Source organism: Flavobacterium sp., from assembly GCF_044368625.1.
Taxonomy (GTDB): domain Bacteria; phylum Bacteroidota; class Bacteroidia; order Flavobacteriales; family Flavobacteriaceae; genus Flavobacterium.
Genome location: NZ_JBIPPD010000056.1, coordinates 1 through 16,392, shown reverse-complemented (window position 1 = coordinate 16,392; position 16,392 = coordinate 1). Strand labels below are relative to the sequence as shown.

11 protein-coding genes are annotated in these 16,392 nt (G+C 35.2%); 4 read left to right on the top strand and 7 right to left on the bottom strand.

Going from position 1 to position 16,392, the window contains the following annotated elements; genetic code table 11:
* Nucleotides 1-26: 26 nt before the first annotated feature.
* Entirely contained in the window at nt 27-176 is a 150-nt protein-coding gene (locus ACIQ2X_RS06325; RefSeq protein ID WP_396178086.1) for a DUF5929 domain-containing protein, read from the top strand.
* On the top strand, nt 163-921 hold the full coding sequence (locus ACIQ2X_RS06320) for a metallophosphoesterase family protein (protein ID WP_396178085.1): 759 nt from the start codon (nt 163-165) through the stop codon (nt 919-921). The genes ACIQ2X_RS06325 and ACIQ2X_RS06320 overlap by 14 nt, the downstream gene beginning before the upstream one ends.
* 174 nt (nt 922-1,095) lie before the next feature.
* Here the strand turns inward: ACIQ2X_RS06320 and thiL are convergent, their stop codons facing one another.
* The 7 genes from thiL to ACIQ2X_RS06285 form a co-directional block, all read right to left on the bottom strand.
* Complete coding sequence (gene thiL, locus ACIQ2X_RS06315) at nt 1,096-2,142, bottom strand: thiamine-phosphate kinase (RefSeq protein WP_396178084.1); 1,047 nt, start codon at nt 2,140-2,142, stop codon at nt 1,096-1,098.
* 68 nt (nt 2,143-2,210) lie between these two features.
* On the bottom strand, nt 2,211-3,179 hold the full coding sequence (locus tag ACIQ2X_RS06310) for an FAD:protein FMN transferase (protein WP_396178083.1): 969 nt from the start codon (nt 3,177-3,179) through the stop codon (nt 2,211-2,213).
* Nucleotides 3,180-3,190: 11 nt separating this feature from the next.
* The gene (locus tag ACIQ2X_RS06305; RefSeq protein WP_396178082.1) at nt 3,191-5,389 is read right to left on the bottom strand and encodes a PepSY domain-containing protein; all 2,199 of its coding nucleotides are present in this window, start codon (nt 5,387-5,389) and stop codon (nt 3,191-3,193) included.
* 6 nt (nt 5,390-5,395) lie between these two features.
* Complete coding sequence (locus ACIQ2X_RS06300; RefSeq protein ID WP_396178081.1) at nt 5,396-5,881, bottom strand: DUF2271 domain-containing protein; 486 nt, start codon at nt 5,879-5,881, stop codon at nt 5,396-5,398.
* Nucleotides 5,882-5,929: 48 nt separating this feature from the next.
* Entirely contained in the window at nt 5,930-7,402 is a 1,473-nt protein-coding gene (locus ACIQ2X_RS06295) for an ankyrin repeat domain-containing protein (protein WP_396178080.1), read from the bottom strand.
* A gap of 105 nt (nt 7,403-7,507) precedes the next feature.
* Nucleotides 7,508-8,860 (bottom strand): hypothetical protein, encoded by a 1,353-nt coding sequence (locus tag ACIQ2X_RS06290; RefSeq protein WP_396178079.1) that lies wholly within the window; start codon nt 8,858-8,860, stop codon nt 7,508-7,510.
* An 11-nt stretch (nt 8,861-8,871) separates the two neighbouring features.
* Nucleotides 8,872-11,301: a TonB-dependent receptor gene (locus ACIQ2X_RS06285; RefSeq protein ID WP_396178078.1), complete on the bottom strand. Its 2,430-nt coding sequence runs from the start codon at nt 11,299-11,301 to the stop codon at nt 8,872-8,874.
* 423 nt (nt 11,302-11,724) lie between these two features.
* Here ACIQ2X_RS06285 and ACIQ2X_RS06280 point away from each other — a divergent pair, with 423 nt between their 5' ends.
* Together ACIQ2X_RS06280 and ACIQ2X_RS06275 are read left to right on the top strand one after the other, a co-directional pair.
* Nucleotides 11,725-12,603, top strand: a complete 879-nt coding sequence (locus ACIQ2X_RS06280; protein ID WP_396178077.1) for an ABC transporter ATP-binding protein — start codon at nt 11,725-11,727, stop codon at nt 12,601-12,603.
* On the top strand, nt 12,603-16,247 hold the full coding sequence (locus tag ACIQ2X_RS06275; RefSeq protein ID WP_396178076.1) for an ABC transporter permease/M1 family aminopeptidase: 3,645 nt from the start codon (nt 12,603-12,605) through the stop codon (nt 16,245-16,247). Before ACIQ2X_RS06280 ends, ACIQ2X_RS06275 begins: the two co-directional genes overlap by 1 nt.
* Nucleotides 16,248-16,392 lie beyond the last annotated feature (145 nt).

Below are 16,392 nucleotides of genomic sequence, written 5' to 3'. Positions count from 1 at the left end.
ATTTAGAAAATATTTCCTCGACACTGATGATTTGTTATCTCAACGGATTTGACGATGCCAAAGAACAGCTGATTGCAGCAAAACCTTTTTTGAAAGCTGCAGAAAATAAAATAGTGTACATCGCTTTTAAGGAAGTGATGCGGATTTTAAGGAAAATGAAATATGATGTTAACTAGAGATACAATTCTAAAAAATAAAAGAACATTAGTTATTGGCGACATTCATGGAGGTTTAAAAGCCTTGAAACAAGTTTTAGAACGCGCTAAGGTAACCCAAAATGATACGTTGATTTTTCTCGGGGATTATGTAGATGGTTGGAGTGAGTCGCCACAAGTATTGGATTTCTTGATGGAACTGCGGGAAACTCATAATTGTATTTTACTTCGTGGCAATCATGACGAATTATTGCAACATTACCTTGAAACAAATTCTTACAATGAAATGTGGAAAATACACGGCGGTGGAGCAACAATTGATGCTTACAAAAAATTGAATGCAGCAAAAAAGATTGAACACATTACATTTTTGAAAACACTAAAAAATTATTATTTGGACGAAAATAACCGCCTTTTTGTGCATGCAGGATTTACAAACTTAAAAGGCGTTGACCACGAATATTTTGCAAAATCTTTGTATTGGGACCGCACGCTTTGGGAAATGGCTTTGTGTTTTGATGAGCAAATTCCTAAAGATTCGCATTTTTATCCACAGCGGTTTTTATTGTACGAAGAAGTTTTTATTGGCCATACGCCTGTAACTCGGATTTGCGAAGAAGTACCGATTCAGAAAGCGAATATTTGGAATGTAGATACCGGTGCTGCTTTTAAAGGACCAATAACCATTATGGACGTGGACAGCAAAGAATTTTGGCAAAGCGACACTGTTTCAGAATTGTATCCTGATGAAACAGGGAGGAATTGAATCCTCCCCCCACTCACCCCAAAGGAGGGGAGTTGCGAACCCTGACCATAGGCGATGAATTGGGCCGTAAACTGCCCTCAATTCTGAAACTTCGGGACGGGATGTAAACTGAAAACTGCGACTGTGACTGAAAACTGTACACTGAGACTATAAACTGCGACTGAAAACTAAAAGCTACTCCTCCAAAGCATTCCATCCTCTCGCTCGCAATTCAATTTTAGTATTGGCACGCGTGATGAGATGAATTCCTTCACTTTCTTGGGTCATGTGACCTATAATTGTAAAATGCGGATTGGCTTTGATTTTATCAAAATCTTCCATTTTTATCGTAAAAAGCAGTTCATAATCTTCGCCACCGTTTATTGCTACGGTTGTGGAATCGATATTAAATTCTTCGCACACACTTATCAACTGTGGGTCGATGGGCAACTTTTCTTCATATAAATTACAGCCTACTTTCGAACTTTTACACAAATGAATAATTTCTGACGAAAGTCCGTCGGAAATATCAATCATCGAAGTTGGTTTTAATTCTAAAGCGTGAAATAAGGTTCGAACATCGGTTCGCGCTTCTGGTTTTAGTTGGCGTTCTACCAAATATGCATACAAATCCAAATCCGGCTGCGAATTGGGATTTACTAAAAACACTTGTTTTTCGCGTTCCAACACCTGCAAACCCATATAAGCCGAACCTACATCGCCTGTAACCACTAACAAGTCGGTTTCTCCTGCCCCATTTCTGTAAACTATATCTTCTGCGTTTGCTTCGCCAATTGCCGTAATACTGATAATCAATCCTTTTTGGGAAGAAGTCGTGTCGCCACCGATAACGTCGACTTTGTACTGATTGGCCGCCAAAGTTATTCCTTCAAACAATTCCTCCATTGCTTCCAGCGGAAACCGGTTTGAAACTGCAACAGAAACTGTGATTTGTGTAGGCTTTGCATTCATCGCACAAATATCCGAGAGATTGACCACCACCGCTTTGTAACCCAAATGTTTCAAAGGCATATAGGCCAAATCAAAATGTACGCCTTCAATCAATAAATCGGTTGAAACCACTACTTTTTTATCCTTGAAATCCAAAACAGCGGCATCGTCTCCAATTCCTTTTAAAGTTGAGGTTTGTGTAATTTGAAAGTTTTGGGTCAAATGCTCAATTAAACCGAATTCACCAAGTTGTCCGAGACTGGTACGTTGCTGATTTTTATCTTCAATCATTATATTGTGGGATTTTTAGAAATGCAAAGATACAAAGATGAAAAGTTAAGTTGCTATCATTTAGCAAATCAAAAATTCTTAATTACTTTTTCTTCGGTTGTCAAAATAATATAGTTGTATTCGGGATGTTTTTTCATCAACTTCAGTCCTTTTTTTAAACCCAAAACCATTACTGAAGTACTAAAACCATTACACATTTCGGCATTTTCGCCTATAATAGTAACGCTGGTTAAACCCGTTGATGGAATTCCTGTTTTAGGATTGATAATGTGAGAATAGCGTTTGCCTTTGAATTCCACATATTTTTCATAATTCCCCGAAGTTGTAACAGCTTTATTTGTTGAAAATTCTAGAATTTCGATGGTTTCTCCGGTTTCAAAAGGATTATTGACCCCAATTTTCCAAGGCTTTCCATTAAGTTGAGTTCCCCAAGTTGCAATATCACCCGCTGCATTTATAATTCCGCCTTTTATGCCAAGTGATTGCATCAACTGACGTCCTTTATCGGCCGCATATCCTTTTCCGATAGAGCCAAATCCGATTTTCATACCTTTTTTAGAAAGAAAAATAGTTGAATTAACTGAATCCAGAATGATGTTTTTATAATTGACTTTTTCAATAGACTTTCGAATATTTTTTCGAGCAGGCAATTGTTCCATTGAACCGTCAAACTTCCAAATTTTGTCCATCGCCACGATGCTGATGTCAAAAGCACCTTTGGTAATTTTCGAGAAATAAATGGCTTTTTTAGTAATCTCAAATACTTCTTTATCGACTTTTACAGGCTTAATTCCAGCGTTTTGGTTTATTTGCGAAATTGGAGTCTCAGGCCGCCATTCCGAAATTAAATTTTCGATGCGTTCAATTTCTGCAACTACTTTTTGAATGTTTTGATGCGCTGAGACGGAATCTTTATCAACAAGTGTGATTTGGAAAACACTTCCCATTAAATTGACCGTTTTGGTTTCTTGCACTTGAGCAAAGGCACCAATGGGGAAGAAAAGCAAACAAAACAAAAGAAAATGCAGTTTTTTCATGGCAATGAAATTTAATAACAATCGGCTAAAATTTGACCATTTGTTTTGAAGTTTTCGAAGCTTTCGCCGTTATTTTCGCAAATAGAATTTAAAACCGCTTCCACATCTTTTTGCATTTTTAATGCCCCACAAATCATTATAATTCCCTTATTTCTTAATAATTCGAGAAAAAAATCTTGGTCTCGAATAATCAAATCCATTACATATTGAGCATTTTCTTGTCGTGAAAAAGCCAGTTCAAAGGATTTTAGTTTTCCGTTATCCAGATGTTTTTTAGTAATTTCCGAATAGCGTTTTGTAAGTTCGTTTTCTTTTCGAAAGCCACAATACAAATGCGTTTCTACTTTGCTTTTATTTTCGTCAATCATTCCTAAAAAAGGTGCAATTCCAGTTCCGTTAGAAATAAGGGCGACTTTCGAAGCTTTTTTCGGAAAATGAAAATGTGTATTTTTAATCAATCGTGCTTTAATTTCAGCTCCCTTTTTTAAACGATATAAAAATTCGGAACCCAAACCATTGGGATGTAAACGCACAATTAATTGTATCGAATTATTGACTTTTCCGATGGAATAAAAGCGTTCTACGGCATCATTTTTTGGATAAATCGCTAATAAATCGCCTGATTTAAATTTTGTCAATGCCGAAGGTTTCAAATTAATTCGAAAAGTAGTTACCTCCTCCGAAGTGATTTCTGCTCTATCAACTAGCTTGAATTTTTTTAATTTTGGCAACTTCTGGCTGTACAACGAAGGAGCTGTTGCAATTGCCAATATATTTAAATTTGCCCAATCGGCAACCCATTTTGTAAATTCTTCGGTTGATTTATCGTTTACAGTATAAAGCTTTAATGATTGTACTGCCCAAATTTGTTTAGACAATAATTCGTTCACTTGTTTGGCATATTCACAAAAATCAGGATAGGATTTTGAACCAAAACCTACTACTGAATACTTTATTTTTTGACTTTGTGGAAATTGATTTACTAATTTTTCAAATTTAGAAGCGTTGGCTGGTGCTTCGCCCAAACCGTAAGTGGAAGTAAAAACAACCAACTGTTTTGCACTTGGAAACTCCGCAAAATTGTTCATCTCTGTTAAATATGACTTTTTTCCATTGGCTTGCAATTGAATGTGTATTTGATTGGCAAAACCTAAAGTTGTCCCATTTTCCGAACCTACTAAAAGGATGAATTCGCATTCGTTGGCTTTAAATTTATTTTTGATTTTGGTTTTCGTTCGCTTTAAAGTAATGGCAAAACCAGAATAAATGGACAGTAAAATCGCTAGCGAAGCCATTGCTAGTATAATTGCCCAAACAAAATTAATTTGACCCATGTGTAAATCAAAACTTAACTTCTCGACTATTTGTGTAAACGGATATTTTGTTTCCTTTACAATTTGTCCGTTAAACTGGTTTACTGTTAACTCTTTGTCTTTTAATTTTAAAATAAAAAACTCATCCGGATCGTCTTCTATAAAGGGAAATTCGATTTTAGAAACCTCAGCCAATTTAATTTCTTTGAAAACAGAAAAATCTGATAAAGGAAGTTTTTTTAAGTTCGTGTTTTCAGTATAAACTGTTTGCCTTGTTTTTTCTTTTGGAATAATTTCAAAGCGAAGTAAAAACAAATAGGTTCCTGTTAAGGCGATAATTAAAACTGGAACCAACATTATTTTTCCGATAACGACGTGTACATATTGCGAAAGTGAATCGGAATTTACTTTGGAAAAAAAATGTAGAATTCCCTTTTGACGTTTTATTAATAGAATTGTTCCTGTAATAGCAATCAGAAAAAAAAGAAAAGAGGCAATACCCACTATACATCGGCCTGTTTCATGCAAAAACAAAGAGCGATGAAGAGCAATATTCCATTTGATGAATTCGCTTTTCTCGATGGCTTTGCCTCGAATTTCTCCCGAATTTGGATTGATGTAGCCTTTAATTTCATTTCCTTCACTGTCAAAAGCTTCAACTGAAACAAATTGATTGTGATCTACCGAAACCGTAGAAATTTCGGCATATTTTTTTCGCAATTCGGGCAAGAATTGATCTAGCGAAATGTGGTTAAAATTGTCCACCTTAAAAGCATTTGCTTTTTCGCTTGCGGTATCAATAGCGAGTACCGCTCCTGTTAAAGAAGCAACAATCAATACAAGCGAAGCCGTAACAGCCAAAGCTAAATGGGCATATCTCCAGAGGGACAAAGTCATATTGGGTTACTGAATTTTATTGAGTTTTACGTATCGTATGTAGCCTTTTCCCTCGGTTTTTGTAGTAATTCCGTCGGTGGTTAAAGAAATTTCAACATCTTGAATGTGGTTTTTACCATCTTCCACAGCGGTTTCAAACCGTAATTTATACCCTTTATTCAACTTGGACTCGTCAATTGAAAATGTGGTAACACTTCGGTCTCCGGCAGCTACAGAAGCTCCAGTAATTCCGTTGAGGTTTTCTTTCTTTTTTGCCAATTTTGAATTCCATTCCTTAAATCCATTATACCATTGCTTGTCAGGCCCCATTATGTAAAGGGTTTTTTCGTAATTTCCTTTAGCATCGATTAAGGAAACTACAACATAGGCTTCTAGTCCATCATAATTAGACATTTGAAGCATGCACTTGTATTTGGCACTTTGAGCAGTAACTTGAAGATTGATTACCAGTCCAAAGAATCCCAACAATATTAATTTTACACTACTTTTCATACTACTTTTATTTAATAAAAAAGTGATTTTAAAAATCCTTATTTCGTTTTATTTTAAAAAATCCAGAGCAACTTTATTTGCGATTAAAAGTTCATTTTCAGTTGCCAAATCGTAAGCGGTTTCGTCAAACTCTGTTTTGAGGTCTTTATTGGCTCCAATTGAAAGTAAATATTTCAAAATTGTATCGTCTTTTGCCGTTAAAGCCGCTTTTTGCAAAGCCGTCATTCCTTCGCTATTTTTAGCATTTACATCCACTTTTAGACTTTCTAACTTGGTAAAAAGGTTCAAATCATTTTTGACAACGGCTAAATGATACAGGGTATTTCCGTCTTTTTGAGGTGTTGCAAAATCAAAACCTGCTTTTTGTAAGAGATCAAATTTATTTTGAGATTCGTCTTTTTGACCTTCTCGCAATGGTTTGTAGGATTGCATCCAATAATAACCCAAATTATTGCCGTTTTTGTCTACCAAATTGGTTTTTGCACCATTGGTAAGTAAGAAATCTACCATCTCTGACGAACCGTTTTCTAGGGCAAAAGTTAATGCAGAAAGTCCTTTTGAATTGGTTGCATTTAGGTCTTTTACTTTCGAAAAAAATGTTTTCAGGTCATCAACATTTCCTCTTACAGCATTCATTAAAACCGAATTTCCTTCTTTATCTTGGTGGTTTACATCTACGTTTTTTGATAAAAAATAAGCGATAATTTCGTTCTGTTTTTGTTTTTTGACTAAGTTGTGCAACACATTTTCGCCGTTATCACCCACCGAATTTGGGTTGATTTTTAAATCCTCAACTAAATATTTGTACGTTTCTAAAGTTGCCGAAGAAGACCTTGTTCCTTGCGAAGCATTAATCAAAGCCCTTCCATCAAATTTAATTCCTTTTTCTTTAAGCTTTTGCAAAAGTGGAATGTCGCCCGATTTTGCAGCATAATTAAAAGCCGTATTTCCTAAATCGTCTGTGTCCGTTAAAGAAAGTCCCTTTGTTGAAAGAAATGCCGCTAACTTCAACTCTTTATCATTTGGAATTCCAAGAAGCAGCAAATTGGCTCCATTCTTAAATTTTTGTTTGGGATCCGTTCCTGCTTGAAAAAAGAGTTCGTAAACTTGAGGGTTAGCCATACCGTTTGAGGCTGCAAATACAATTGGTGTGGCTCCTTTGTCATCCGTTAGATCAATATTTGCGCCATTTTCGAGTAAAAATTTTACGATTTCGACATTTCCCCTATTTGCAGCCCAATGCAAATAGATTCTTCCGTCGTGCGTCAATTTATTTACCCCATTTCCCTCTTGTTGCACCAGAAATTTGATAACTTGTTCCGAAGCATCATTATTAATGGCCATAGTAACGGGATCGAAATTGCCTTTATTGGCTTCGGAAGGACTGTTTCCTTTTTTGATTTCAGCTTGAACGGTGCTTATGTCTGGATTTTTTTTCCAAAAATCAGTTTGTAATAATGAGTTTTGAGCATTTGAAAAGCTTGCCGTTAGCAAAATTGCGATGAACAAAATTTTTTTCATATCCTTATTATTTTGAGAGGTATAATTTCTCTTATTATTTTTGAAAATTCCGTGGAGCGAAAGTACTACACGGAATTTACTATAGTTTAAACTTTATCAAAAAATTTAGAACGCTCCAGAAAAATGATTTCCTGGTTTGTTAATCAATTTAGCCCCTTCGGTTACGTTACCTGTTTGACTGTTAATAATGTAAATTCTACCGTCTTTTCCAACAGGAGCTAGGGTTACATAAATATCAAATCCATCAATTACAAAACCTTGGTATTGGAATAAATATAAATCAACATCATAAGGTACACTTACTTGTTGTGCGGTTTTAGTATTCAAATCAATAAGTGCCAAAAAACTCTGCGATTGATTTGAAATTGAAGAAACTGCAGCTCCTTCATGTGTGTAAGCTACAATCGCTTTTCCGTTTCCGGCGTATTTCCAGCTTTCGATATAAGAACCTGAAATTCCTAAAGCGTCGTCCAAACTAAATACGTATGAATTATCGTATTGGTTGTTTTGATTGATCCGTAAGATATGCGAACCGTTTGCATCTCTTTGAGTAGCTTGATAAATATTTCCATCGTCTCCCACAAATGCATTAAAACTTCTGTATCCGCTTGTGTCGCCAAAACCTACTGTTGAAGTAATTACAACAGGATTTTCTAAAGAAGGATAATCGACAACCACCGATTTCGAACCCAAACGTGTAAATTCTGTTTGGTTTAAACCCGTTGCAGGATTTGTTTTTCGCATCCAAGTACCAATGATTAATTTGTTACCGGCTTTGTTTAAAACTGGAGCGTCCAATCTGAAAATATGATGCCCTTGAATTTCTTCGGCATCCGTCAGCGGAATTTCATAGGATTTTGCTTGTGAAATAAGTGAATTTACTAAATCAAGAGAAATAACATTGGCCGTTCCTCTGGTTCTCACATAAGTTGTGCCATTAGCAACAACGGTTGGCGTGGTTACATTTACAGCAATTCCGGTTTTATCGCCGTCAAATAATTTGGCCCATCTTGGCGAAGTTCCAGCATATTGAGAAATATTGACCAAAGCGCCTGTTTGCGCAAAATTTTGTCCACCGCCCACAATATATTTTGAATATTCGCCACCGTTTGCACCGCCATAGGCGATATTGAAAAGTGTACTTCCATCTTGAGAAGATTGTAATCTCGCCGTTCTGTTAGAGGGAACAACAAATCCATTTTCGAAAACATCAAAGGATTTACTAGGATCTTTAGCATTTTCTTTACTAATTGAATATACAATAGTTCCGCCATTACCGTCACCAGGCGTTGCATCTGTTACACCCATAACAGCACCAGCGACAGTAATCCATCGTCCTTCGGTTATTGGCGGTTCAGTGGTTGCTCCTGTTTTATCATCGTCACTGCAACTTACTGAAAAAATAAGTGTACTGAATAATGCAGCTGATGTTGCGAATTTAAAAACTGTTTTTCTCATATATAAAAATATTAAAAATTATTGATTACGTAATTGAATTTGAAGTAGAAAGCCCTACCCGGCTTTTGAACCGCCATATTGTCGAAGGCTTGTTCATTAAAAATATTCTTAGCATCGAAACTTATGACATACTTTTTGCTTGGAAAAACATAGCTTGCGCCAAAATCATGCAGCAATTGTTGCGGTATATCGAAAAAATCAGTTCCTGAAGTATTACTGTATAATTTTCGGATGTAGCTGAATGTTTCCACGAACATGAAATTATAATACAGGTTCAGCTGCGAATTTTGACTGACCAAATTTTTTATCGAATATTGAACGCTTGCATTTGTAGTTAAAAAAGGTTCATTGGGAATGTCGTATTCAATGCCGAAAACGTCTTTGGTAGTGAGGTCAAACTTAGAAGCGTTGACGATGATGTTTAAATTTTTCTTGAAGGTATAATTCAGTTCCACATCAAATCCTTTTGAATTTGTATTTCCTTGGTTTACAAATGGTAAAGTTTGCACATTGGAATTTAAACTGGTTTGGACGGGCACGCCAATTCTATCGGTAACGTCTCTAATAAAACCGTTCACGGAAAGAGCTACATCGTGATTTTTAAAATTGAGATTTCCAATTCGCGTTCCAAGGTTAAAATTGTTACTGATTTCAGGTCTAATGTTCGGGTTTTCAGCAATATTATCGCCAACGTCACCAAAAACTTCATTTTCATTAGGCAAACGAACACTTTTTTCAGCTGATGCTAAAAGCGCCATATTTTTAGTTATTGAATAAGAAATTGCCATTCCATAACCTTCCGCATTAACATTAGTAGTTACAATATCTTCCACTCGAGTTGCTACACCTTCAATAGTTTCGACAATGGGATTCATTCGTTCGATATATTGTTGATAGTATTTACCGAAAACCGTTGTTTTTAATCTATTTTCGAAAGCTGTAAATTCATAACTCAAAGACAAAATATTTTTTCTTAAATCTCTAGTGCCAAAAAACTTTCGTTCAAGAACCGACTTTAACTCATCATCATCGCTTCGGTCCACAACAGAGAATAAATGGTTCAAAAGCACTTTGTGCTTATCATTAATTTCATAAGACATTCCTGTTCTAATAGATGCTACTTTTCTGTTGATATTTGCAATTGTGGGCGCTCCCTGTTGAGCTCCTTGCGGTCGAAGAATAGGATTTCCATTTAAATCCAAACTTTTTTCACCAAACCAATTGTAATTGTGTTTTACCGTATCGTTTATTGTTCTGTGTCTTTGTCCATAAATTCCGTGAACGCTTACATCCAAACCTTTGGCAAAAAATTGTTTTTTATTGTAGGTCAGGTTGAGCAAATTTGCATCTGATTCTAAAAATCTGCCTTTGTAAGGAACAGTCATGAAAGTTCCATGTTGCACTTGTTTATAGGAATCTGAACTGTTTATTCCTATGAAAAAATTATCTGCCCATTTTACATCTGTAAAACCTACTTCTGCAACCCCTCCAATAGACCGAAACATATCGTTGAATCGTCTGGCGCGAACAAATTGCTGCTGACCGTTTGGCAAAATATTGTACACATTTTTGCCCCAAACTTCATAACCATTGTCCGTATAATTCAAAAATCCAGAGGCTTTTAAAGTGAATCCTGATTTATCCATTCGGTACAAACCGCTAAAATTGGTTTGAGCCGTATTGAACGAACCGTAAGAAGCTGCCACATTAAAATTATTTCGAAACGAATTTTTTAAAACAATATTGATGGCTCCACCAAGAGAATCATCTGATAAATGACCAGGCACAACGCCTTTGTAGACTTCAATTCGTTCAATCATTGCAGGTGGAATACTGTTTAAATCGAATGACGAACCGTAAGTTGAAATGGGAATTCCGTCAATAAAAATCCGTACAGCATTGCCCGACAAGCCGTTAATATTGTATTGTACTTCCGAACCTAAACCCCCATTTTGACGAATTCTTACACCAGCTGTGCGATTTAAAAGTTCGTTGGTTTGTAAATTTCGAAGGGCTGCGGTTTTGGTATCAATTACATTTACAGCAAAACCTTTGTTTTCGATTTTTTGTTTTTCTGAAATGGTCGTTACAACTACTTCATCTAACTCTTCTGATTGTTTTGTATTTAAAGAAATTGTTATTTCAAGATTAGGACAATTTAAATTTATATTTTGGGTTGCTGATTGAGCTTCCATCGAATTGGTTTGCAAAACATATTGTCCATAAGGAATATTGTTTATCGTAAATGCTCCTTTTTCATTGCTAATTGCCGATTTTTGACTCCCGTGAATAACAACTAAAACCCCAGTTGCAGGTTCATTATTTTCGAAAACTAATGTTCCGGAAATTGTACCGTTTTGAGCCCAAACTGAAAATCCAAATAAAATAAAAAAGAGAAAACAAACCGTCTTAAACATAATGATTATAAATAGCTGCAGCAAATTTAAGTTTATTTAGACTATTTCCAAATAATAAAAGCTTAAAAAGGGGGATTTATAGAAATGAGAAACGCTAGTAGAATAAATTGTGTTTTGCTATAAAATTTTTGCATTTTAAAATAAAATACATACTCAAACTGTTAAATCTTAGTTATTCATTATGTTTGATTACAGCTGTTAACCTAAGATCTTTTTAATTTTGAAGCATTATTATGCTCAATTCTTGATCTTTTAAAAAGTAATTCTCTTTAAAATGTAACAATGCAAACAATTGCGCTACTTATCAAAAACAGTACAACAAAAGAATCAACAAAACCAATAAACATCTAGATATGAAATCGCCATTAACAACCCGTTTGCGCAAGCAAACGCCAATAAATTAAAGCGAAACCATATATAACCGCTAACAAATCAAATTTTACATATATGAAACTAAAAATAACTAATTTAAGTAAGACCTATAAAAACGGTGTTAAAGCATTGGACAATCTAAATTTAGAAATTGGAACAGGAATGTTTGGATTATTAGGTCCCAACGGTGCTGGAAAATCTTCTTTGATGCGAACTATTGCTACCTTACAAAAGCCTGATTCAGGAAGTATTGAATTTGATGGCATCAACATTTTAGAAGACAATATGTCTTTGCGAAAAATTTTAGGGTATTTACCACAGGAATTTGGCGTATATCCTAATATGTCGGCTGAAAAATTATTGGATTATTTTTCGAAGTTAAAAGGCATTTCTTCTGCTTCAGATCGAAAGAAAATCATCAAAGAAGTATTGGAAGTAACAAATCTTTGGGATGTTCGTCATAAAAGTGTTTCGGGATATTCAGGCGGAATGAAACAGCGATTTGGGATTGCGCAACTGCTTTTGAATAATCCAAAATTAATTATCGTTGATGAACCAACTGCTGGATTAGACCCTGCTGAACGTCACCGGTTTTTGAATGTTTTGCGTGAAATTGGCACCAATCATACCGTTATTTTTTCCACCCATATTGTGGATGATGTAAAAGAATTGTGTCACGAATTGGCCATCTTGAATGGCGGACAAATTTTATACCGAGGCACTCCCGATGCTGCTGAAAAAGAATTGGAAGGCAAACTTTGGATGCGAATTGTAGAACGGGAAGATTTTGAAAGTTTTAGCTTAAAGTACAATATAATTTCATCAAATTACAATCAAGATAATACCTTGAATATTCGGGTGTATAGCGATTTTCAACCGGATGAAACTTTTGTAGCTGCTAAACCAGGACTTGAAGATGTATATTTTGTAGCACTCAAAAAAGAACTCGTATAATGTTAAGCACCATATTTTCATTCGAATTTAAAAGATGGTTCAGGAACGTATCTTTTTACCTGTACTTTGCTTTGTTCTTTGTAGTTTCCTTTTTATTAATGGCTTCTGCAACGGGATATTTTGACTTTTTAGGAACTACAACAGCTTCTAACACGATAATGAATTCGCCGATTGCTATTAATGCAATTATGAATGGCTTATCGCAATTGGTTTATTTTATTATTCCAACAGTTATTGGCGCCACGGTTTATCGGGATTTTAAATACAACACCCACACGATTTTATATTCGTATCCGTTTAACAAATTTGATTATTTGGTTGGAAAGTTTTTAAGTGGATTTTTAATAACCATCATCATCACTTTTGCCATCGGATTGGGTTTTTTAATCGCCACGGTTTTACCTTTTGCCAATGAAAGTTTGTTAGGACCTATAAGTCTTTGGGCGTATTTTCAAGCGTATTTCATCTTTGTGATTCCGAATATTTTCTTCATAGGAACCATTATTTTCGTGTTGGTTACCCTCACTCGAAATGTGTATATCGGATTTATTTTTGTGGTTGTATTGTTTATTCTTCAGGCGTTGTTGGGCAATATTACCAACGATATGGAAAATAAATATTCTGCTGCTTTAATTGAACCTTATGGCGATGAAGCGCTGCGTTACGTGACGAAATATTGGACGATTGAAGAACAAAATGTAAGAGACATTCCGATGGATGAAGTCATAGTTTACAACCGTCTTATTTGGATGGGCGTTTCGTTATTATTCTTTACCCTCTTGTATTTCACGTTTTCTTTTTCACATTCACCAATTACTTTAGGCAGAAAAAAGAAAGCCGAACGAATCGTAAAAAACAATTTTGGCAGCATTATCCGAATCAATTTACCCAAAGTTTCTTTCGATTATTCGTTTTTGCAAAACCTAAAAACAGCTTGGAGTATTTCTAGTTTTGAATTTAGATTGATTACAAAAAATTGGATTTTCATAACCATCGCTTCTATTTTGGTACTTTTCGTATTGATTTCTGGGGCAACTTTAGGACAAGAATTATTTGGTACTCGAACGTATCCAGTAACTTGGAAGGTGTTAGATTTACTTGGCGGTACTTTTAATTTCTTTATCCGAATCTTAATTTTCTTGTTTTCTGGTTATTTGATTCAATTGGCGGTAAATAGCCGAATGAATGGATTGGTAGATGCTACACCCATCCCGAATTGGACTTTGCTATTATCCAAGTTTTTAGCCCTTTTCAGAATGACACTCGTGATTTTGTTTTTAGGAATGATTTCTTGTATGTTGATTCAAGTGTATTACGGCTATTACAATTTCGAAATCTTGCATTATGTTACCGAACTTTTTGGTTTCAACTTAATTGGTAGTATTATCTTAATTGGTTTCTCATTGTTCATTCAATCTTTTTTCAAGAATTATTTAGTGGGATTCTTTGTGATATTAGTACTCCTTTTGGCGCTTCCATCGGTTTCTGCTTTAGGAATCGAACATCCCATTTTTAGTTTCAATTCAGGGCGAGGTTATGATTATTCCGATATGAACGGTTATGGTTCTGTTAGAGCATTTTTTATTTACAAAGTTTATTGGTTGTTGCTAATTGGTTTTCTCTACGGAATTACACTTTTGTTTTTCAGAAGAGGCATTTTGTCGAGTGTTAAAGAGCGGCTTCAAATTGCGGGAAGAAGAATGAAACCAGCGATTTTAATTCCCTCTCTTATCGCTTTAGCCGCTTTTATAGGATTAGGAACAGCTATTTACCGACACGATACGGTAGACGAACCGTATTATTCAAGTCAAGAATTAGAATTACAACAAGTTGATTTCGAAAAGAAATACAAAAAGTTTGAAAAACATCCGCAACCACGAATTGTAGATGTAAAAGTGAACATGAACATATTTCCAAAAGAGCGGAATTATCAGGCGAAAGTCAAATACATCATGGTCAACAAATCGGATAAGACCATCGATTCTATCTTTGTCAATTATTATGATAACTTAAAATCGATTGGGTTTGATGCTAAAAACAAACTCGTTTCTAAAGATACTTTGTACCGATTTGACATTTATAAGTTAGAAAAATCATTGGCTCCTGGGGATACATTATTAGTGAATTTTGAAGTAAAGAATCGGGCAAATACTTTTTTAGAAGACCGTTCACAAGTAATTGAAAACGGAACTTTCATTAACAATGGTATGTTTCCATCGTTTGGATATTCAGCTTCGGGAGAAATTGCCGATAATGACGTTCGTAAAAAGTACAAACTACCTGCCAAAGAACGAATGGCAGCTACAAATGATTCTATCGCAAGAAAAAACACGTACATTTCCGACAATGCCGATTGGATTACATTTGAAACTACGGTAAGTACTTCGGAGGACCAAATTGCCATTGCTCCAGGTTATCTTCAAAAAGAATGGGTTGAAAACGGAAGAAAGTATTTCCATTATAAAATGGATCAGAAAATGCTGAACTTTTACGCCTTTAACTCCGGCCGATACGAAGTGAAAAAAGACAAATGGAACGATGTGAATTTAGAAATTTACTACCACAAAGGCCATGAATACAATCTTGATAGAATGATGGACGCTATGAAACGTTCGTTGAAATATTATTCAGAAAATTTCAGTCCGTACCAACACAAACAAGCTCGAATTATTGAGTTTCCAAAAACAATGGGAACCTTTGCTCAATCGTTTGCCAATACGATTCCGTTTTCTGAAGCGATTGGTTTTATTGCCGATGTAGATGAAGAAGACCCGAATGCTGTGGATTATCCATTTTCAGTAATTTCACATGAAATTGCGCATCAATGGTGGGCCCATCAAGTAATTGGAGCCAATGTAAAAGGGGCGACTTTGATGTCAGAATCGCTCTCGGAGTACAGTTCGCTTAAAGTTTTGGAAGAAAAATACGGCAAAGCTCAAATGCGTCGTTTCTTGAAAGATGCTTTGGACAACTACTTGCAAGGACGAACTTTTGAACGGAAAAACGAAAACCCGTTGATGTTTAATGAAAACCAACAGTACATTCATTACAACAAAGGTTCGCTAGTGTTGTACGCCATGAGTGATTACTTAGGCGAAAAGAATTTCAACAACATCTTGAAAGGCTATGTAAAAGAAGTGGCGTTTCAGGAAGCACCTTACACGAATTCGATAGAATTTGTAAACCACATCAAACGTGGAACTCCAGAACAATACCAGTATTTGATCAAAGACATGTTCGAAACCATTACTTTGTACGATAATAAAGTAGAAAAAGTAACGTCAAAGAAATTACCGAATGGCAAATACCAAGTGGACATTACGTTCTTGGTTTCCAAATACCGGTCATCAGATAAAGGAAAGAAAATATTTAAAGATGAAAAGGGCAAAACGTTGACTTTCAAAGCGAAATCGCCAATAGAATCCTATCCGTTAAATGACTATATTGAAGTAGGTGTTTTTGGTGTTAAAACCAAAAAAGGCGATTATGAACTGGAAAACGAATTGTACAATAAGAAATATAAAATTGACAAAATCAACAATAAAGTTTCGATAATTGTAAACGAAAAACCAATAGAAGTAGGCGTTGATCCTTACAATAAATTGATTGACACGAATTCTGAAGACAACCGGCAGAAGTTGTAAATCGTATCACTTAAATTTATTGAGTTATTAAGTTAAATTCCGTATATTAGTTCCTTTAAATACTGAATTATGGATAATTTTAAAGGTCAAAATATACTCAATCTAGTAAAAGAATTCCCAAATGATGATTCTTGTAAAGCATATT

What these genes read in the sequence shown, in the direction of transcription:
- ACIQ2X_RS06310 (WP_396178083.1), bottom strand. Translation starts at nt 3,179, where the DNA reads ATGAAAAAACTGCATTTTCTTTTGTTTTGTTTGCTTTTCTTCCCCATT.
- ACIQ2X_RS06320 (WP_396178085.1), top strand. Translation starts at nt 163, where the DNA reads ATGATGTTAACTAGAGATACAATTCTAAAAAATAAAAGAACATTAGTT.
- ACIQ2X_RS06290 (WP_396178079.1), bottom strand. Translation starts at nt 8,860, where the DNA reads ATGAGAAAAACAGTTTTTAAATTCGCAACATCAGCTGCATTATTCAGT.
- thiL (WP_396178084.1), bottom strand. Translation starts at nt 2,142, where the DNA reads ATGATTGAAGATAAAAATCAGCAACGTACCAGTCTCGGACAACTTGGT.
- ACIQ2X_RS06305 (WP_396178082.1), bottom strand. Translation starts at nt 5,389, where the DNA reads ATGACTTTGTCCCTCTGGAGATATGCCCATTTAGCTTTGGCTGTTACG.
- ACIQ2X_RS06295 (WP_396178080.1), bottom strand. Translation starts at nt 7,402, where the DNA reads ATGAAAAAAATTTTGTTCATCGCAATTTTGCTAACGGCAAGCTTTTCA.
- ACIQ2X_RS06300 (WP_396178081.1), bottom strand. Translation starts at nt 5,881, where the DNA reads ATGAAAAGTAGTGTAAAATTAATATTGTTGGGATTCTTTGGACTGGTA.
- ACIQ2X_RS06275 (WP_396178076.1), top strand. Translation starts at nt 12,603, where the DNA reads ATGTTAAGCACCATATTTTCATTCGAATTTAAAAGATGGTTCAGGAAC.
- ACIQ2X_RS06325 (WP_396178086.1), top strand. Translation starts at nt 27, where the DNA reads ATGATTTGTTATCTCAACGGATTTGACGATGCCAAAGAACAGCTGATT.
- ACIQ2X_RS06280 (WP_396178077.1), top strand. Translation starts at nt 11,725, where the DNA reads ATGAAACTAAAAATAACTAATTTAAGTAAGACCTATAAAAACGGTGTT.